The organism is Coleofasciculus sp. C1-SOL-03 (assembly GCF_040220555.1).
Classification (GTDB): domain Bacteria; phylum Cyanobacteriota; class Cyanobacteriia; order Cyanobacteriales; family Coleofasciculaceae; genus Coleofasciculus.
The window spans coordinates 1-18841 of record NZ_JAVJUO010000241.1 but is presented as its reverse complement, the minus strand read 5'-3'; the positions used below and the strand labels follow the sequence as shown (position 1 = coordinate 18841).

At 46.2% G+C, this 18841-nt stretch carries 14 protein-coding genes; 6 read left to right on the top strand and 8 right to left on the bottom strand.

Annotated elements, in window-relative coordinates; all coding sequences use genetic code 11:
* Nucleotides 1-8: 8 nt before the first annotated feature.
* Entirely contained in the window at nucleotides 9-938 is a 930-nt protein-coding gene (gene prmC, locus RIE73_RS36365) for a peptide chain release factor N(5)-glutamine methyltransferase (protein ID WP_446405799.1), read from the top strand.
* Between the two features lie 328 nt (nucleotides 939-1266).
* Here the strand turns inward: prmC and RIE73_RS36360 are convergent, their stop codons facing one another.
* Nucleotides 1267-2133 carry an SWIM zinc finger family protein gene (locus RIE73_RS36360; RefSeq protein ID WP_446405798.1) on the bottom strand — a complete coding sequence of 289 codons (867 nt, stop codon included), beginning with the start codon at nucleotides 2131-2133 and terminating at the stop codon, nucleotides 1267-1269.
* Nucleotides 2134-2462: 329 nt separating this feature from the next.
* Between RIE73_RS36360 and rsmD the strand changes: the two genes are divergently transcribed.
* On the top strand, nucleotides 2463-3101 hold the full coding sequence (rsmD, locus tag RIE73_RS36355) for a 16S rRNA (guanine(966)-N(2))-methyltransferase RsmD (protein ID WP_446405797.1): 639 nt from the start codon (nucleotides 2463-2465) through the stop codon (nucleotides 3099-3101).
* A gap of 140 nt (nucleotides 3102-3241) precedes the next feature.
* Here the strand turns inward: rsmD and petG are convergent, their stop codons facing one another.
* Nucleotides 3242-3355, bottom strand: a complete 114-nt coding sequence (gene petG, locus RIE73_RS36350; RefSeq protein ID WP_006106132.1) for a cytochrome b6-f complex subunit V — start codon at nucleotides 3353-3355, stop codon at nucleotides 3242-3244.
* 295 nt (nucleotides 3356-3650) lie between these two features.
* Here petG and RIE73_RS36345 point away from each other — a divergent pair, with 295 nt between their 5' ends.
* A complete protein-coding gene (locus RIE73_RS36345; protein WP_446405816.1) occupies nucleotides 3651-4025 on the top strand; it encodes a c-type cytochrome in 375 nt (124 codons plus the stop codon).
* Nucleotides 4026-4047: 22 nt separating this feature from the next.
* Here RIE73_RS36345 and RIE73_RS36340 read toward each other — a convergent pair whose 3' ends face one another.
* The 3 genes from RIE73_RS36340 to RIE73_RS36330 all read right to left on the bottom strand — a co-directional run bounded on the left by RIE73_RS36340 (nucleotide 4048) and on the right by RIE73_RS36330 (nucleotide 13074).
* A complete protein-coding gene (locus RIE73_RS36340; protein WP_446405796.1) occupies nucleotides 4048-5397 on the bottom strand; it encodes an O-antigen ligase family protein in 1350 nt (449 codons plus the stop codon).
* Between the two features lie 141 nt (nucleotides 5398-5538).
* Nucleotides 5539-11637: a CHAT domain-containing protein gene (locus RIE73_RS36335; protein ID WP_446405795.1), complete on the bottom strand. Its 6099-nt coding sequence runs from the start codon at nucleotides 11635-11637 to the stop codon at nucleotides 5539-5541.
* 225 nt (nucleotides 11638-11862) lie between these two features.
* Nucleotides 11863-13074 carry a M20 family metallopeptidase gene (locus RIE73_RS36330; protein ID WP_446405794.1) on the bottom strand — a complete coding sequence of 404 codons (1212 nt, stop codon included), beginning with the start codon at nucleotides 13072-13074 and terminating at the stop codon, nucleotides 11863-11865.
* Nucleotides 13075-13237: 163 nt separating this feature from the next.
* On the opposite strand from RIE73_RS36330, the gene RIE73_RS36325 reads away from it, so the two are divergent.
* On the top strand, nucleotides 13238-14314 hold the full coding sequence (locus RIE73_RS36325; RefSeq protein WP_446405793.1) for a LamG domain-containing protein: 1077 nt from the start codon (nucleotides 13238-13240) through the stop codon (nucleotides 14312-14314).
* A 393-nt stretch (nucleotides 14315-14707) separates the two neighbouring features.
* On the top strand, nucleotides 14708-15898 hold the full coding sequence (locus RIE73_RS36320) for a WD40 domain-containing protein (RefSeq protein ID WP_446405792.1): 1191 nt from the start codon (nucleotides 14708-14710) through the stop codon (nucleotides 15896-15898).
* A gap of 73 nt (nucleotides 15899-15971) precedes the next feature.
* On the opposite strand, the gene RIE73_RS36315 is transcribed toward RIE73_RS36320, so the two are convergent.
* Both RIE73_RS36315 and RIE73_RS36310 read right to left on the bottom strand, forming a co-directional pair.
* A complete protein-coding gene (locus RIE73_RS36315; protein ID WP_446405791.1) occupies nucleotides 15972-16574 on the bottom strand; it encodes a hypothetical protein in 603 nt (200 codons plus the stop codon).
* 184 nt (nucleotides 16575-16758) lie between these two features.
* Entirely contained in the window at nucleotides 16759-17133 is a 375-nt protein-coding gene (locus RIE73_RS36310) for a DUF1257 domain-containing protein (protein ID WP_446405790.1), read from the bottom strand.
* Nucleotides 17134-17475: 342 nt separating this feature from the next.
* Here RIE73_RS36310 and RIE73_RS36305 point away from each other — a divergent pair, with 342 nt between their 5' ends.
* A complete protein-coding gene (locus tag RIE73_RS36305; RefSeq protein WP_446405789.1) occupies nucleotides 17476-17952 on the top strand; it encodes a hypothetical protein in 477 nt (158 codons plus the stop codon).
* On the opposite strand, the gene RIE73_RS36300 is transcribed toward RIE73_RS36305, so the two are convergent.
* On the bottom strand, nucleotides 17938-18576 hold the full coding sequence (locus RIE73_RS36300) for a response regulator (RefSeq protein ID WP_446405788.1): 639 nt from the start codon (nucleotides 18574-18576) through the stop codon (nucleotides 17938-17940). The two genes, RIE73_RS36305 and RIE73_RS36300, sit on opposite strands and share 15 nt — an antisense overlap.
* Nucleotides 18577-18841: the final 265 nt, after the last annotated feature.

Here is an 18841-nt window from a genome sequence, read left to right as displayed (position 1 = left end):
AATTACTCATGGCTACAACGCCAGAGCCATCTTCTAGGACATTGGCTGTAGTATCGGGTCAAGACCTCTGGCTGTGGCGAGAAGACGCCCGTCGGTTAGCTTTAAAGGCTGGTATCCCTGTCGCTGAAGTCGATTGGTTGCTTCAAGAAGTCGCAGGACTTGACCCTCTATCGCTGCGCCTAGAGTCGTTTAAGGCGCGATCGCACATCGAATTACGTTATCCGCTGTCAGTGCTGACTCAACTCTGGCAGCGGCGTCTTTGTGACCGTTTGCCTGTACAGTATTTAGTGGGGATCACTCCTTGGCGGCGTTTTTCGCTGAATGTTTCACCTGCGGTTCTGATTCCTCGACCGGAAACGGAGTATTTAATTGATTTAGCAGTTAGTGCGGCGGGACAAAGTGCAACACCCCAACTCGATGCTGGACAGTGGGCAGATTTAGGCACAGGGAGTGGTGCGATCGCCTTAGGATTAGCGGAGGCGTTTCCTGATGCGACAATTCACGCCGTTGATTACAGTCGCGATGCTCTCGCTATTGCCCAACTGAATGCTCAACAGCTAGGATTTGAGTCAAGAATTCAATTTTATCAAGGGTCATGGTTTTCCCCCTTGGCAGCACTTAAAGGTCAATTGAGTGGTATAGTCTCCAACCCTCCCTATATCCCCAAAGATGAGCTAAAACGGTTACAGCCAGAAGTCCGGGATCATGAACCGCTTATGGCACTAGATGGGGGAATTGATGGTCTAGACTGCATTCGCCACCTGATTAATACTTCTCCCGATTATCTGTGTCCTGGAGGCGTTTGGATGATAGAAATGATGGCAGGACAAGGTAATACTGTTGCTCAGTTGTTGCATCAACAGGGACGTTATTGTCAGATTCAGATTATCCCCGATTTAGCCGGAATTGACCGTTTCGCTTTGGCTTATCGACAGTGACTTGATCAGTAGGTGGATTTTCATTAAAGTTAACGGTTGAGATTAGGGAACAGGGAACAGGGAACAGGGAATAGGGAATAGGGAACAGGGAATAGGCAATGGGCAATGGGCAATGGGCAATGGGCAATGGGCAATGGGCAATGGGCAATGGGCAATGGGCAATAGGTAAGGTAGAGTTTTGAGTTAACCTCCTCATCTCCCCTATCTCCCCTATCTCCCCCAGCTTCCCCAGCTTCCCCAGCTTCCCCAGCTTCCCCTGCTCCCCCAGCTCCCTCAGCTTCCCCTGCTTCCCCTGCTCCCTACCCCCACCACAAGAAGCAGCCCCTCTTTAGGTTTCCCGATTCAGGGCTGACATCATTGCCTGTTGACTAACCAATTGATAAACTTCACGAAAATATTGCATGACCCGACTATCAGCCGCTGCTAAGGGGATTGTTCCTAAGACATCCAATACAGTGCGGTTGTCTGGAGGAGGAGTAATCACAACCAGAGAGGGATCAAGAGGTTCTTCGTATTGCCAAAATTGCTCAAGTTTGATCGGGCTATCAACAGCAGGTTCTCTCTGTTTTTCCTGCTTATCCTCTAATCGACTGGAGGTAGCGGTTGATGGAGTGGATTGAGACTCAACCTCTGCTTTCGCCTCAGATTTTGGTTCTACACCCGCCGTACTGCGTAAGCGACGCAAATCATCCAGAATTTGGGATTTGGTGCGTCCCCGTAACTGGAATAGGACAAAGGGATCTTCACTAAAGCGATCGCCTAATTGATAGTAAATTGCCCCAATATGCTTACAGGGGTTTTTGGGATCAGGACAACTGCATTTTGAATGAATATCCCCAAGGGTGAAGGGAAATAGACTCAACCCATTAGCCGTGAAAACTTTCTCAATATTTTCCGGCATTTCTCCCGCTAATAGTTGAGCCGAATAAATCGCTTCTTGCGCCATCGTTTCCACCACATACCCCCAGTCTTCCTCGGTAAATGGGTCAATTGATAGGGAAACTTGATAGGGTTCGGGTTCTGTTCCTTGTACCCGTGCTAATACCTGAGGACCTTCAAATTCAATACTGAGGACATTTCCTTCTTTCGCATATTTGCGGGCGCGTTCCAAACGCTTTTTAAAGCGATAGGAATTGAGTAAGTCAATCCAGCGTTGTACCCACCAGGGAGGAGCTTCAATTTCGTAGGACTGCATAAGTTACTTATAAATAGCGATTCCGTTTGTGTCGTTTTTCTATGATAAGTAGTTGGACTTTCATTAAACTTAACGGTTGAGATAAGGGAATAGGGAACAGGGAACAGGGAACAGTAAGGGTTTGAGGCTTGTTAACATGTCTTAGTGCAGTGGACAGAACTTAGGTGCAGGTACTTACCTTTTCCTCCTATATAGCATTACGGGCATACGTTAGGACATTACTCTGTTGCCTATTGCCTATTCCCTATTGCCTTTTCACCTAATTTTATTGTCCTAACCTCAATGCGTAGTGCTATACATAACCGATGTTACCAGACTTGGTATGATTGATGAGAATTTATGGCAACCGACAGATAAAAACGTTACCTGGATTAGAAACCCGTCCAACACCAGCACGGGTACGGGAGGCGGTATTTAACATCTGGCAAGGTGCGATCGCCCAATGTCGTTGGCTGGATCTCTGTGCAGGTACGGGTGCAATGGGGGCTGAAGCACTCTGTCGCGGCGCATCTTTAGTGATAGGGATTGATAAGTGGGGCAAAGCCTGTTCCATTATGCAACAAAATTGGCAGCAGGTGGCTCAGCCAGAGCAAACCTTTCAGGTGATGCGGGGAGATGTGGTGGGACGACTAAAAACGCTGGCTGGTCAGAAATTTGACCGGATTTACTTTGATCCCCCTTATGCCAGTGATTTGTACAATCCGGTTCTAGATGCGATCGCCCATTATCAACTCCTGGCTGATCAGGGTGAATTAGCGGTAGAGTATAGTCCTAACCATTGGACACCTCAACCCTTGAAGGCAGAGGACAGAAGGCAGCAGGCAGAAGGGAAGGAGGACGGTGGCAAGGTAAAAGGAAATGATGACTATAGAGATTCCTCATGCTACGTCTCTACACTAGAAATTTGTCGTCAGAAAGTTTACGGTAACACAGCCTTAGTGTTTTACCGCCTCACACAGAAGTTTTAACCTTCACTTCGCTCAGGGAACCTGGTTGGTTGGGGCGGGTTTAGGGCATTACGTGCAAGCTATTGATGATAACTATACCTGTTATCAACCTCAAACTCGCCGTGAGTGTAGAGACGTAGCATGCTACGTCTCTACTACAATTACAATTCTAATTGGTTCCCCCGCTTATATTGCAGGTACGCCGCGACAAATAATCCAGCTAATGTAACAGGGATTAAGCCCAGGACAATTCCCGACAGCAGTGGTTCAACCATGATCGTTCTCCAAAGACTAAGTTTTTTTACTTGTTTCTCATCCTACTAGGTGAGATGACCTAATTGCTACTCAATGCCAGCAAGACCAGGGACTCAGCATTTTCTGTATTGCTGGCTACACGACATCCATGATTCCACCTTGCTTACTTAGTCCATAAATTTTAAGCTATGTTTATTAATCGACATACTTCTTTCTAATCTGTTACACTAATACCCTCCTGGGTAACTCCACCTGTGTTGCAGTGTGAGTCCAGTTCAACTTTGTTCAAATATTCTCAACTTGGCAGGAGATCCCTTGGAGAACCAGCTTGACCAACCTCAAGTCCTAGTTCGGCGGATTACCACTGTGGTACTTGCGCTACTACTGGTGATTGGCATCGGCATCTTCGGATTTCAGATGCTGCAAGTTTCCGATCCCTATATCCAGAACGTTTTGTCACTAAACGGTGATCCAGTTCGAGGACAGGCTATTTTTGAAATCAATTGTGCCGATTGCCATGGTATGCACGCCGACGGCAAAGTCGGACCTAGCTTACAACATATTTCTAAACACAGATCCCCAACGGGTCTGATTGAACAAGTGATTAGTGGTCAAACCCCGCCGATGCCAAAGTTCCAGCCTAGTCCTCAGGAAATGGCAGACTTGTTAAGCTATTTGGAAAAACTGTAGAAATTCCCTTGTCTGTTGTGTACTACGCCTGTACGGATGTATTACCTTTGTGTTGATGACCTCCAGAAGCAGTCACCCCCGCGATCGCGGATAGAAGTAGCCACCCCAACGTATTCACCCGTAAGTCAAAGAGCGTGACATCCAACATATTGAATAGGATACAGCCGCCGAATGCGACTAAATAACTGAAGACGATTAATTGATCGCGACTTGAGAGCGATCGCGCTTTGTTGATCCAGAGAACGCCTTGCCAGAAAATCCAGCCCACTATGCCATAAAATAGGATTGTCGCCGGAATACCCGTTTCAGCCGCCAACATCAGGATAAGATTATGGGGATGACCGAGCCACAGATCCATCTGCTGTTCGTAAAGCGGCGTAAAGTTCCGCAATCCCCAACCAGTCCAAGGACGTTGCTGAGTCAGCGATAAAGCAAAGCGCCATTGGGTTATCCGCATCAACGCTACCGGGCGATCAGGATGAAGCTGATCAGTAAGTCGCGCCCAAAAATAAGCCGGAACAATCATTCGCAATCCCTCTCGTAACGGAGAAGGACTAAACGCCGCCCCTAATACCGCCACAGCCGCAGCAACTACTGTTCCTATCAACCAACGCCATCCCTGATAAAGAGCAAAAGCCAAACCCGCGACAATCACCCCACCCCAAGCATTTCGGGAATGAGTCAGGATGAGCGCGATCGCATTAGCAATTTCCACCCCCGTTAAAAATAGGAGGACTCCCCCTGAGTTCGAGACGTGCCATTGTTCCCCTGCTTCCTGCTGTCGCCAAGCTTGAAATGTGTCAATCCATAGTCCTAATCCCAAAGTAAAGACAATTTGCAGATAAGCCGCCAGAATATTGGCGTACATGAATACTGAAGCCATCCGCCCCGGCGGATTTCCCTTGGCTTCTAATACCCAACCCAATAAAGCTGGTAACTGTGGCGGGTGCGCCCAACCCAAAAATAACTGCCCGAAGCCAAGGATGACAACCAGTACAGACGGAATCACCAAAATCCAGGCGAGACGCCGTAGCTGGGCGGGTGTTTGAATTAAGGCACTGAATGCTGCCAAAAAAGCAAAGAATGGCAGGAAATTTGCTAAACCCAGGAATGCTTCCGTGGAGTTATAGGCTTGCGTCGCGCTGAAAATTAGCCAAAGGCTCAAGATTCCCAGTCCCCAGTTTAGAGGACGCCGAATAATCCGGCGATAGTCTTGCCACCAGGTTCCGATTAAAGCCAAACCCACACCCACAGCCCCCAAAGCGGGAAACCAGGGAAAGATAAAGAATCCGACTTGGGCGCAATTCCAAGCGCCCTGCAAGCGGGGTTGAGGGTGGCGACTGAATAGATATTTCTTAGTTTTTTCCAACACAAGCCAGAGGGCAGACAGCACAAGAGTTGAAAACAGATAGGGAATTAGCCAAATAAGCTTACTGTAGCAAAATGTAAGGCGGACTTTGTTTATATCGCCGCGATTTCTAATCGCCAGGGCTTAAGGGTTACGGGATAATGTTTACCACGGATTCCCCACCATAGTGAAAGACGCCCAATAATAGGGATGGGTTAAATCTTGCGATTGAGGCAGTTCCGAGGGTAACAAAATCGTTCCCGCCGACGTAATCAGTTGACCATTTTTCAGTTGAACTTGCCCCTTCAGCATATCGACTTGCACCTGTCGTAAGGCTTCGGCTTTAATGGGGGCGGTTTTTAACTGATCATAAAATTGGGTCATTAGTGCCAATGTACCTTCATCGCTGACGTACCACAAACTGGCTAAGGTTGATTTGACTCCCGCTTGCACTGCTAATCCAGCAAAGCCTAACTCGGCATTTTCATCCCCTAATGCAGTTCGACAAGCGCTGAGTACCAGTAATTCGACGGGGGGATCATTCCATCCTAATTCTGGCAATTGATCCAGGCGTAGCTTACTATTCCATAACTGGATATAGGAATTGTTAATCGCACCGGGACGAAAATCGGCATGGGTGGCGAGGTGAACAATGCCAAAGGGTTGTTTTTCCCGTTGGGCTTTCAGATTATCTAAAGTAAAGCCTTCATCTAGGAAAAATTGACCTTGCCATAATTTCTGAGTAATGGCTTCTAATTCCACCGGAACGGCAGGTAACGGCTTTTTATCGTTAAATTTTTCTGCCCCCATCGCCAATACTGTGGTATCTTTCACACTTTGGAAGCGGGTATCGGTGATGCTTAAACTGGGCATGATTCCGACACTATAGTTCTCGATCAAGAATTGTTGTTCGTTGTGTAGGGCGGCGACGGGAATGGAACGTAATCCTCTGTCCATCACAAAGACCAAGTTTTGAATGCCTTGGGCTTGCAAGTCCGCTTCTAATGGCGTAATTAACCAGTCGTAGAGTTGTTTTCCTGGGGCTAAGTAACCCGTAGCATCTCGGACATTAGTTACCGTTCGTTGAAACTGTTGCGCCACTTTTAAAACTTCAGCGCGGGTGATGGGGATGGATTTGTGAATGGTTTCTCCTTGGGCGGTAACTAAAACGAGATCAAGTTGATCATTGTCCTGGGGGGTAGCCGTTGCAGAAGACAGGCTACTGGGGACAAACATGACATAAATTAATGCCGGTTTAACGCCTGTTTCTTGGGCAATATCCTGCAAAAGTTGACGCGCCTCAGTTAGGGTGAGAATTTGAGTGCCGGATTTGTCCAGATAGGCTTCAAATTCTTGGGTATACGCCGCATCAATTGTGCCAAATACGGTGTCAATAGTAACAGATGGCACGCTGGTTTCTACCTGAGGTTGTGAGGGGGACTCTTTTTGCAGAATCAGCGGATTTTCGGCGGACGATTCACGGCTGGTTTCCGGTGTAATCAGTTGAATCTGACTCGGGGCGATTCCCTGAGTATAGGGATTGGGATAGGAACCCTCGGTAATTTGATTATCGCTTCCGGTGGCGATCGCGCCTCGGGTTCCATTCAGGTTATTGTAGTCTTGCCCGACGGTGAAGGGGATAAATTGCCCTCCTTGATGGCGGATGATCACTGATCCACCGCCATTCCCACCTGCGGTGGAGATACTGGTTGTTGTACCCGTGCGATCGCTAAATGTCTCGGTAGCACGGAAAAATTGTTCTGTGGTAATATCTACGTTACCGCCTCTGCCATTGCTGCCACCTTGAGCGTTAATCGAATCCACTTCGATATCCCCTTCTGGATCTAAGGTGACATTCCCTCCATTACCCTGCATGGCACTAGAATTAATTGCACCTGTTTGAATCTCAGTTTGGGCTTGTACGGTAATATCTCCGCCTTGATTCACTCCCGATGTATTCAGATTTCCGGTAGTGATAGCCTCTTGATTACTGGTGAGAGAGATTCCCGCATTAGCCGTAATATTGTTGACGTTAATCCCTTGATTTGCCAGTAGGTTAATTGTGGCATTATCCAATCCGGTAATTGTACCTGTGGCGGTGATCGAACCTGAATCAGTTGGTGATAGGATGGTTACCGGATCACTGAAGGTGAGATTGCCATTGAGTGCGATCGCGCCACTACCATTCTCTCTTCCAATCCTGATACTCTGGAACCCGTCTTCAAACACGCCTGCGGTGAGGGTAAACTTTTGAGTGGGATTAAGCGGTTGCAAAACCAGATTGGTATTTGATCCCGTTACCATTGCACCCAAGGTAATCTCTGATGCAGTTAGGGATAAATCCGATAAGACGGCGAGGGAATCTTGGATGCTCAAACGATTCGCGGTAACATTTCCGCCAAATTGGGTGGTTCCTCCGGCGTCAGTGGTGAGACTATTTAACGGTGTGACACTACCCACAGCACCAGAGAATGTAGTGGTTCCGGTACTGAAGATACGTAAAGTGCGATCGCCCTCTACGATGCCATCAAATCTGATATTACCATTTACCGTATTCAGGTCAACATCAGCCCCTAAATTAACCCTGTCTCCTAAGAACGCGAGATTACTACCTGAGGTGAGGATATTAGAATTAAGCGTTGTCGTAGCAGCATCTAGAGTAATCGTCCCATTTTTTCCACCTGTCAGGATACCATTGAGAACAATTTCTGTAGCGGTTAGGGATAAATTTGACTGCACCTGCACCTGATCTTGTAAATTCAAACGAGTCGCCGTCACATCCCCATTAAATTGAGTTTTCCCTCCAGAAGCTGTGGTGAGAGTATCGAGTGGGGTAAAACTGCCAACTGCGCCGCCAAAGGTAGTTGTATCTGAACTCAATACTGTCAAATCATGATTGCCATCAACCGTACCTTGAAAGCGAATCGGATTACTACCACTGTTGAGAGTAACATCATTACCCAGTACAACGCTGTCTGCATTAAACGCTATACTACCATCTTCCGTCGTGATATTGGCATTTAAGTTAGTGGTGGCACTGTTGAGTGTAATTGAAGCATCATCTGTACCCGTAATCTTACCATTAATCGCGATCACACCATCAGGCATTTGAATCGTTACGGGATCACTGAACGTGAGATTGCTTAAATTAATTTGTCCGCCGCTATTCGTACTGCGAATCGTCAGACTCTCGAAACCATTTTGGAATCCAGCGTCATTTGGGGAATTTTCTGATCCGGCTAGGCTAAAGATATCAGCGGTATTTGACGATTGAACAATCAGATTATAACCTGTTCCCGTAATCGTTGAACCGAAATCAATGTTATCCGCCGTTAACGATAAGTCGGACAGCACCTCGACTGCATCTTGGATGTCGAGTTGATTAGCAGTAATATTGTTATTGATTTGGGTTGTTCCCGCTTCATCTGTCCTAAGGGTATTCAAACGGCTGATGCTGCCAACTTCACCTGTAAAGGTCGTTTCTCCTAAATTTAATACGGTCAAATCATAAGTCCCATCAACCGTGCTATTAAAGTTAATTTGACTATTTCTAATCGTGCTTATCGTCAGATCAGCCTTTAATTCAACACTTTCCATAAAGTCGATTGCTGGAGGAGGCTGCATTCCGCTTTGGGTCAACGTTAATGTTGAATTCGACAGCACTTCTACCATGTTGTTAAATTCTAACTGGTTGGCAGTTATATCACGATTGATGATCGTTTTTCCGTTAGCGTCCGTGCTGATAATATTTAATGAATTTAGACTGCCAACAACTCCATTGAACGTAGCTGTACCATTACCTGTATTTAAAATTAAATCTTGACTGTTCTCTGGATTACTATCAACCGTGCCGTCAAAGCTTATGTTCTTGCCGTTCGTATTGAAGTTCACATCGGTTCCTAGCTGTAAAACTCCATCAATAATAATGTTTGTAATATTCGACCCTGTTGCTGTTACAGTATTGCTATCGAGACGAATAACTCCTGTAGCACCAACAGAACCATCTTTAGTTAATTCAACACTGTCACTCGCTAGGGTAATATTCTCTCCTCTTAGAATACCTGTTACCGCATTACCTCCTAAGATAATTTCATCAGCCGCTTCCAGACGGATATCACCCTGACTACCACTAGCGCAAAATTCACCAGTAATCTTACAGGAAATTATTCCTCCGTCTCCTCCGTTTTGTGCAAACTGCGTCGTATTAATCGTGCCATCACTGGTTACTGTAATATTACCTCCATCATCTGTTCCTCTCGTCCGAATGTCATCACCAAGTACATTTCCACCAGCATTAACGACAATTTCACCACCAGTACCATTTTTTCCATCTGATATGATATCACGGAAACTAATAGTTCCAACCGCATCAAGAATGATATTGCCACCATTCCCGTTGTCACCTATTGAGCGAAAACTAGCATTTTGCTGCGCGTCTAATATAATGTCACCACCAGCGTTCAAAGTACCAGCATTAATAGTAATATTTCCACCATTCCCGACCGAACTATCAGCGTGAACGAAAAACCCGTTAACATTGCCACGAGAGTCTATATAAACTGAACCAGCATTTCCTGTATTGCTACTTGTATTAAGTTGATTAAATTGAATATTTCCACCTGACAAAGACCCATTAGGGTTGTACTGATTAGTTAATAATACAACTCCATCCGGTTGGTTAATGATAATATTGCCAACTCTAATATCAGCATTAGTGGCAGGGGAGAATGTGGGAGTTGGTATCCCTGTCCCAATCGTTGTATCTCCTGGATCTCCGCCTAAAACTCCCCAATTAATGCCTGCTCTAATATCTAATGTTGGGTTAGTACTACCATCAATTTGTAGAGTTGTTCCATCGGACAACGGAACACTGGCTAAACTCGCAAGAAACGGATTAGGGTTATTCGGATTAATCGTACTATTGTCTGAATCTGTCCCCGTGATCGTAACATTTCTTATCCTGACTCGACCTCCTGCTAAAATATGTAGCGAAGCCCCGGTATAGTTTCCTAATCTGACATCACCTGACGCTAAAATAATTGGATCATTAGGACTCTCCAAATCTCCTTCACTACCATCCAATTGTTCAATTTTAAAATTGCCGCCTGCCGAGTAGTGAGCATCTCCGCCTATGGTATTACTAGAACGGAATACCATATCCCCACCAGAGTAGAAACCACTAGCGGAATGATTCAAGGCAAAGATATCAACACCTTGGTTTCCTTGAACAATTAAATCATTTCCCGCATCAGCAATAAATGGATTCGCCACACTATCCCGCACCCGTACCGTATCCTGCGCCAATAGCTGCAAATCCCCAGTTGTAGTTAACTGACTCTCCACCAACGTGAGATTATTCTCTGCTGAAAGTAACGCTGTTCCCCCCGTTACCGTCTTGGCAACCAGATCACCATTATCAATCGCAATCCCTGAACCCGTAAGCGCAACGTCACCCTGTTCATTCACCGACAAACCTGTGGCGTTACCAACGTTTCCTCCCGTTAGCAATTGGGGAAGAGAAAGGGGAGTAAACGGCACTTCCGTCGCCGCCGCAGGAACCTCTAAACTCAGCAAATGTCCCGCTTGACTAATCCGCACCCATTGATTACCAGGAACCGTGGCGACGGTAATTTGACCCCCTGGGGCGACTAATTCACCCGTACTCACAACCGTACCGCCAATTAAACTGAGATTTTGTTCAGAATTGACTTCGAGTGTGCCTGTATTAACGATAGAACCGGGTTCTGGTGTATTAAAGACAAAGCCGTTGGGTGTTCCTACCAGAGACGTGTAGTCATTGATCCCGGTAGCATTAAACAGGTTATCGCCAAAACTAATCCCTGTCGCGGTTGTGGCGGTAAAGGCGGCGGGGACATTTAATTGAGCCTCACTGCCAAAGATAATACCCGCTGGATTCATCAAAAACAGATTAGAAGTGCCGCCACTAACTTGAATTAACCCATTAATAACCGATGGATCACCACCAGTAATTCGTGAGAGAATAGTCTGTATCGATGGGTTGGATAAAAAATTGGCAATTTGTCCCGAATCTAAACCAAACTCACTAAAACTGTGAAAGAGATTCGCGCCATCTCCTGACAATTCCCCCCCCTCAATATCGAAGCGGTTTCCCTCTTGATTCACCGTCGTATCGGTACTGTCATCGGAAACAATAGGTTGGGTTAACCCCGATGACATGAACCCCAATGTGGTTAGGCATAAGGTTAGGGTTGACAGTAGTTTCAGGTAGATGGGGACTGACATAGACTTCTCCTGAGGGAGGTAATTCCTCTATAATTTTCTAGGATTTGAGATAGCCGATCGCGAGACTCGTTTGGTACAACTACACCCATCCTTTGCGAATTGACGCGAGGGAAAGGATGAAAGGCAAAGCCGTACAAGCTTTGAACTCGTTACCTTACCCTGGTTTCGCGTTTCGTTGATCTGGCAGGCACACCCTAGATTGTCAGGTTTCCCGAATATCGAGAATTACTGGCAGAATTTTTCCACACAGCGAACAAATAGTTCTACTCCCATTGCTAACACAGTTTCATCAAAATCAAACCGGGGGTGGTGATGGGGATAGGCTAAATCTTTACTGGGGTTCGCTGATCCCAAAAAGAAATAGCAACCCGGTACAGCCTCTAGGAAAAATGACATATCTTCCCCGCCCATGGTTTGGCATTCGGGTACGATTCCTGTAGGGGTTTCGACGACTTCTTCAGCTACGGATCGAACCAATTCGGCTATCTGTGAGTTGTTGATTACAGGCGGATAAAGCGGCTGGTAGTCGAGTTCATACTGCGCCCCGTGACTCTGACAAATACCTGCAATCACTTGCTCGATACGCTGGCTGAAATACCCTGCCAATTGCGGATTAAAATAGCGCACTGTGCCGCTCATTTTGGCGCTATCCGCAATGACATTAAACGCTGTACCAGCTTGAAACATTCCCACCGTAACCACGGCTGATTCAATTGGGTCAACATTACGAGCCACAATGGTTTGCAAGGCGTTGACCACTTGAGTGCCAATGACGATCGCGTCTAGGGTTTGATGTGGCATTGCCCCATGTCCCCCCTTGCCTAAAATTTTACACTGAAATCGCTCGCTTGCTGCCATTAAAGCACCACTGCGAACGCCAACCGTTCCCAGGGGCAAATTGTTCCACAAATGTAGCCCAATAATAGCATCCACATCCGGATTTTTTAAGACGCCAGCTTCAATCATCGGTTTAGCGCCGCCGGGTCCTTCTTCAGCAGGTTGGAAGATGAACTTGATCGTACCCGCAAAGTCTTGGCGGTGTTGGGAAAGATAGAAGGCTGTACCTAATGCGATCGCGGTATGTCCATCATGACCGCAAGCGTGCATAATTCCCTCATGTTGCGATCGGTAGGGAACCTGGTTTTCCTCCCGAATTGGCAAAGCATCTATATCCGCCCGAATCGCTAACACCGGACCTTTGCGATCGCCCTCGATTGTAGCCACGATTCCGGTTTGGGCAATACCCGTTTGATGCTCAATTCCCCACTCCTGTAACTTTTGAGCAACAAATCCAGCCGTCAGGTGTTCTGTAAACCCTAACTCCGGGCGTTGGTGAAAGCGCCGACGCCACTCAACTAGCTGAGATTCCAAGGCGCGAATCTCACCTCGGATCTCAGAACCGTTAACGGTAGGGGGGATAGAAGGGGTAACAACCATGATTGCTTCACAACTCGTAATACTATACCTAAAATCAAAAGATGCCTCCGGAGCAAATCTGGAGGTATCTTCACTTCAATAGTAAATGGCGGTTACCTTCTGCCTTCTGCCCTGGAGCCCTCTGCCTTTTGCTATAAGTAAAGAGGATAGGGAAATAGGGGCGATGGCAAAAGAGTCTCAGCGACCAAAAAAGGATGACGCCGTTCTCGGTGGAAACAATCCACCCCCGACTAAAGGCGTCGTCTTAGGAGGTATTGCTGGTATGAGGATGCGTTTAACCTCTCCTATCGTGGAACAACGTTTAGCCGCTATTAGCGAAGCCATAACCTATGGGGATGCGGGGTTAAGTTTAGTGCAGGACGCTTTTGTGCAAGATAAATCCCCACGGGTACGACAAGCAGCACTCTTAATCCTGTGGAATCAGCAACAACCATGGGTTCAACAAGCCATTCAACATTATGTCCCAGCTAATCGGGTAGCCTGGTGGCGGTTAGATGAAAAAGAAGGGGACATCGCGGCGGATAGTGTGGGGGGAAATGATGGTACGATTAAGGGTGCTACTCCAGTGACAATTGTTCCGGGTCGAATGCCGGGATTAGGCGGTGCGGGACATCCGGATGAGGTGAATCCAGAATCCTATCGCTTTGTGGAATATGTTCTACCTCAAGGGTTAGGGAGTGCGCTGCAATTTGATGGCGATGACTATGTGGAAATTCCCCACGGATCAGCGTTGAATTTTGGCGTTGGGGATTTCTCCATTGGTGTGGGCGTTAAAAGTCGTAGTCGCGGACTTGAAGTGATTTTGGATAAGCGCGTGGAAACCTCGGGTTCGGTGCAAGGATATTGTTTATATCTGCATAAAGGTCGGTTGGGTTTACAATTAGCGGATGGAATCGAGTCAGCTTGGACGAATTATGATAGTCAGCGCTTAATTGCTGATGATCTCTGGCATTATCTGATGGTTACCGTTGACCGAGATGCGACGGATGGGGGACGATGGTATGTTGATGGAATGGAGTTGAAACATCGGTTTAATCCGACGGGACAACCAGGTTCGCTGAATAATTTTAAACCCTTGCGATTGGGACGGCGTTCGGATCATCCGAGTTCACCGGGATTCTTTCAGGGTAGGATGAGTGATGTACAACTCTTTAATCGATCGCTAGCCGCACCGGAGATTCTAGCGGTTTATCACAAGGTTGGGGTAAAGGGGACGCGATCGGGATTTATTCATAAGTAATATCATGTCCGGTTGAAGACCCATAATTACGGTGATAGGGAGTAGGGGCTTGGTAACCAGGTCTCTACATTTTTAGTAGGGGTGATGAGTCCGGACATCATATAATTAGTAGTTTGTAATATCCAATCTTGTAATATCCAATCTGATGTTTTTTTAACGCAGAGGAACGCAGAGGTTTTCGCAGAGGGACGCAGAGAAAATGGTAGTATTGGGGGGATGTTTTATAGAATTGGAGAAATAAAGGGAAATGATAAGTAGGTGGGGACAATTAAAGTGAACGGTGGAGATCGTCATTTGTCATTCGTCATTCGTCATTTGTAAGGGTTTGAGGGGTGTTTACATCACTTAATATGGTTGAGTGTATTTTCACCAACCTACTTATCATAAACGATTATGGTCGAACAGTTTAATCAACCTAGAGACAATGACGCGGTTCTTGGTTCGTCTTATGCTGCACCTCGGGGTGCGGTTATTTTAGGCGGAGTTGCAGGGGTAAAGCGGCGTCTGGCAAGTGACGATGAGACGGTGAGAATTGCTGCACTTAAACAGGCGTCCAAGTATGGAGAATCGGGTTTAGGGTTAATTATCCCCGCCTTGCAGGATGAATCAGAACAAGTGCAGCGAATTGCCTATTTACTGTTGCGCGATCGCAGCGAACGAGAGGCGAAACGGGCGGTTAATGCGTATCTCCCGTATCACCTGTTTGAGGATATCGCCACCTATAAGCTAGGTCAAGCCATTGCCATTAGTCCCGATGGGACAAGGATTGCCTATTTACGCGGGAAAACCATTCGAGTGTACCATTGGCAGACGGAACAAGTCCTCTACAAGATTCCCAAATATCCCAAAGCCAAAGAATTTTTGGCGTTAACTGAGGATGTGAAAATAGTGGTGCGAGTTAGAAATGGTGCAAGTCAGGTGATCGAGATTTGGGATCAGGGAGAACTTCGCCACAGTCTCTATGGACATCAAGATATCATTCGGGCGATCGCGATTCATCCCCATGGTCAAATTATCGCCAGTGGTAGTCAGGATACCACGATTAAACTGTGGCATCTGGAGACAGGTAAACTGATTTGTACGTTTAGTAATCAATTAACTCTAGGGGCGCATACGGATGAAATTTGGAGTCTAGCTTTTAGTGCGGATGGTAATACCTTGGTGAGTAGCAGTCGGGATGGCAAGATTAAGCTGTGGGATTGGCGGACAAGGGATCGACCTCGGACGTTGAAAAGTTATGCCAATCAAGTGGCGATGAATCCTGATGGGTTGACCTTAGCGAGTACCACTTGGCAAGGACAAATCCAACTCTGGAATCTGGCGACTCACCAGGTTGAACATACGTTGGAGGGCTATTATTTTGCGGTACAAACATTGCTTTTTAGTCGATATGGACGAGTTTTAATCAGTGGGGGGAATGATCAAGCGATCAAGTTTTGGGATGTGGCGACTGGGAAACAAATTCAGACATTAACGGGACATAAGCAGGCTGTCACCTGTTTAGCTTTTTGTCAGGATGGGCAATATTTAGTCAGTGGAAGTTTGGATAAGACGATTAAAATATGGGGCTGTATGAATAATTAGGGGTCTTGTGGTGGGGTAGGGAGCAGGGGAAGCCGGGGGAACTGAGATCAAGATATAATTATCAATATAATTATTAATGGTCTTGAACAGCATTTATCAAAATCCCTAAAATTTTATTGATATCATTCAGATAATACTCATTCAAATCAATTTCGATAACGTTTTCTTTAAGGCGCAAAAACTTCCAGTTGGTTCCTGAGGTAACTGCGCCATAAATTTCGGATATCCCATTTCCCTCGCGGTCATTGAATATCTGAGCCGCTACCATTTCTGCTACACACTGTCCCAATCCCCCAATCAGATTTTCCTTCTTGGCTTCTACCAGTGTAATCACTGGTGCATTGACAAATAACTGTTCTGGAGACTGGCTAATCAGAAAATCGCACACTCCATTCAATCCGCGTGCTTTATCAATATTAAATTCGATTCCCGAAAATAAGTTTATCTGTTCATGTAATTGTCTTCTGATATCAATTAAAATTGGGGCGATAATCATTTCAGATCGAGCTTTTTCACTATTGCTGGCTAAGGCTAAGGGAATATTATAGTGTAAAGTCTCTGTCAGGAATGAACTGGGTGCAAACTCAGTAACCTGACTAAACGTATTCATTTCTTCTACAGTGATTAAGTCAAAGTCTTTTTTGACTTTGGCTAGCGTAAAGTCACTATATGACATGTGAATTAAATATGAAAAGCTGTAGGTTGGATTGACGCGCCGAAACCCAACAAGATTTAAGCGTCAATTGAGAGATGCCAGGTTACTACCTCTTGCGGAGGGCGGGTTTTGTTGATGCATTATTGGAGATCAACCGAGGGACTCAACCCGCCTTGACGATAAGAAAGGGGAATGGGGAGGTTTTTTATTGCCAGCGTCCCACAACTACCCGCACTGTACCGTCTTCTAATACGTCTTCTGCTTCGACATTAAATCCTTGTTCTTGCACGGAATGCATTAACATTTTATGGGCGTACTTTTGATTCACGGAATTGACGAATTCTGTTTGATTAATTCTCGCCCCCCAGAAATCTGCCACGAGTTCATACGCCTCCCCATTTTGACGGAATCCTAAATCGTAACCATTAGACTGGCGAATCACGTATTCGGCTTCGGTAGTATTTCCGTGATAGCCGCGTACCGAGGTATTGCATTCGACGTGATACCCCAACTCCTGCAACGTTTGATGCAGAATCTCGCCGTTTTTTATCTGAACGTTGATGGTGGTGAAGTGAGACATAGGTTTAGAGGTTAGTAAATAGAATTAAGACAATGTTACTAAGTTAAGCATTGGTAGTGGCGTGGACACCTAATTTAGTGGATGACGCTTACGCCCGGAAACCGTAGGGGCGCACGAAGCGTGCGCCCGATTCAATGGTAAAATCTATTCCACCATTTTAGCTGTGTCACGCCAATAGTCGGTGATACAGGCGTTTATGGCGCTAAAGCGCAACTACGAACCTAGATTAAGGAGTGGTAAATTTCTCTCTAGGGAAGGATGTGGGAGTGAGACTCTAGCCAGACGCGATCGCACGTCTATTCTGTTTAGTGTAAAGCATAACCGCAGTTAGGAGGGTTCTCAATGGTATTTCGGAAAATGATGGGTTTGGGGCTGGTGATGGTACTTTTGTCAGCTTGTAGTATTTTCCATGAACAGGAAGTGGCTATACCGCCAGAGGAGACAGTAGATGAGACAGCCATCGATAATGCTTCTACCTTAGGCGATGTCTCTGAGAATAGGGAGGAGTTGACGGGTGAGATGGTTACAGTGGATGGTAAGGTGGGCGAGGTTATCGATTCGAGTACATTTAAGCTGGAACAGGAAGAACCCCTGTTAGACAAACAAGTCTTGGTGATGAATGCTAATCCTGATACGCCGATTACAGAGGACAACTGGGTGAGAGTTACAGGGGAAGTGAGTCGGTTTGTCAGTAAGGAGGAATTGGAGAAGGATTACGATTTGACTTGGGATTTAGATGTGGAACAAAGCATAGAAGCCGAATATGAAAATAAACCGATAATTTTGGCTGAGTCTGTGGAACTCCTAGCCGTGGATTGAATGGGAGTTTGCCCAGATTGCGGCTTGGGTGCGATCGCGTAGGTTCAATCGGCTTAAGATATTGGTAATGTGGTTCTTCACGGTCTTCTGGGAAATATAGAGAGTTTGGGCAATTTCTCGGTTATTGGCACCGGTGGCGATTAAGCGGAGGATTTCCTGTTCTCTGGGGGTGAGTTCATCCCAAGCGGTGGAGGAATTGGAGACAGAAGCAGGGATTTGCGTCATAATCTTTTGACCAATTCCCGGTCCGAGTTGAGTATACCCTTTATGCACCGCCCGAATCGCTTGGGCTAATTCGTCGGGGGGTGTATCTTTGAGTAAATAGCCTGATGCACCATAATGCAAGGCTTGGGTAACATACTCATCATCATCGAATGTGGTTAAAACCAATAGTTTGATGTGGGGAAACCGTTGAGTGATTTGCCGAGTAGCAGCAACACCATCCATAACAGGCATACGCACATCCATGAGGATAATATCAGGGTTCAAGGTCTCAAGTTGAGCGATCGCGGTTTCTCCATTATCTGCTTCGCCGATAACCTCTAAATCCGCTTCAAACTGTAATAAGGCTTTTAAACCGCGTCGGACTAGATTTTGATCATCAACCAGTAGGATTTTAATCATAAAAACTCCACTCCACACTCAACCTTAAATCAGGGCGGGTTTTGTACAAAGTTTACCATCAATAGCCAAGCCGAAAGTCCCTAAACCCGCCCCTACACACCTCATAAGGGTAGGTTTTTTAAGATTGGGGTGGAGGTAAGACAAGGGAGACAGGTAGACCAGTAGACAAGGAAGAGTGAGAACGAAAAATCGGGCGTTTCGGCTTTTAGAAGTGAGTTTGACATAAGACATAAGACATAAGACAAATCACCACTCAACAATAACT

What these genes read in the sequence shown, in the direction of transcription:
- prmC (WP_446405799.1), top strand. Translation starts at nt 9, where the DNA reads ATGGCTACAACGCCAGAGCCATCTTCTAGGACATTGGCTGTAGTATCG.
- RIE73_RS36360 (WP_446405798.1), bottom strand. Translation starts at nt 2,133, where the DNA reads ATGCAGTCCTACGAAATTGAAGCTCCTCCCTGGTGGGTACAACGCTGG.
- rsmD (WP_446405797.1), top strand. Translation starts at nt 2,463, where the DNA reads ATGAGAATTTATGGCAACCGACAGATAAAAACGTTACCTGGATTAGAA.
- petG (WP_006106132.1), bottom strand. Translation starts at nt 3,355, where the DNA reads ATGGTTGAACCACTGCTGTCGGGAATTGTCCTGGGCTTAATCCCTGTT.
- RIE73_RS36335 (WP_446405795.1), bottom strand. Translation starts at nt 11,637, where the DNA reads ATGTCAGTCCCCATCTACCTGAAACTACTGTCAACCCTAACCTTATGC.
- RIE73_RS36330 (WP_446405794.1), bottom strand. Translation starts at nt 13,074, where the DNA reads ATGGTTGTTACCCCTTCTATCCCCCCTACCGTTAACGGTTCTGAGATC.
- RIE73_RS36325 (WP_446405793.1), top strand. Translation starts at nt 13,238, where the DNA reads ATGGCAAAAGAGTCTCAGCGACCAAAAAAGGATGACGCCGTTCTCGGT.
- RIE73_RS36320 (WP_446405792.1), top strand. Translation starts at nt 14,708, where the DNA reads ATGGTCGAACAGTTTAATCAACCTAGAGACAATGACGCGGTTCTTGGT.
- RIE73_RS36315 (WP_446405791.1), bottom strand. Translation starts at nt 16,574, where the DNA reads ATGTCATATAGTGACTTTACGCTAGCCAAAGTCAAAAAAGACTTTGAC.
- RIE73_RS36310 (WP_446405790.1), bottom strand. Translation starts at nt 17,133, where the DNA reads ATGTCTCACTTCACCACCATCAACGTTCAGATAAAAAACGGCGAGATT.
- RIE73_RS36305 (WP_446405789.1), top strand. Translation starts at nt 17,476, where the DNA reads ATGGTATTTCGGAAAATGATGGGTTTGGGGCTGGTGATGGTACTTTTG.
- RIE73_RS36300 (WP_446405788.1), bottom strand. Translation starts at nt 18,576, where the DNA reads ATGATTAAAATCCTACTGGTTGATGATCAAAATCTAGTCCGACGCGGT.